General features: G+C 67.1%; 1 protein-coding gene. It reads right to left on the reverse strand.

Annotated features, from left to right (window positions below; all coding sequences use genetic code 11):
- The coding region (locus tag ACTHSL_RS13500) for a DUF1588 domain-containing protein (protein ID WP_440381711.1) at positions 1 to 242 on the reverse strand (242 nt) is incomplete at its 3' end.
- Positions 243 to 280 lie beyond the last annotated feature (38 nt).

Raw genomic sequence — 280 nt, forward strand, 5'->3', positions numbered from 1 at the left:
CGCATTGACATCGCCTTTAGGCCGCTTGCATTCTCCTTGAGCGCCGGTACGTTGGGCAGCGGAGGCGGCGGCGGGACGCCAAGAATATTGTCGAGGATCCACTTGCCGCGAATCACCGGCGAGGTGCGCGTGGCGTAGGAGGTCACTGTGAGGATGCTGCCGTGACGCAGCAGCCCCCCGCGGCGGGCGCTATCCGGCGTCTCCGGCGGAAACTCCACGCGGCGGAAGCGGCTTCCGTACACGTTGGGGATTCCGTAGTGCCGGGCCAGCCTCCCGTAGG

Source organism: Neisseria sp. P0008.S010, assembly GCF_051962715.1.
Lineage (GTDB): Bacteria > Pseudomonadota > Gammaproteobacteria > Burkholderiales > Neisseriaceae > Neisseria > Neisseria elongata.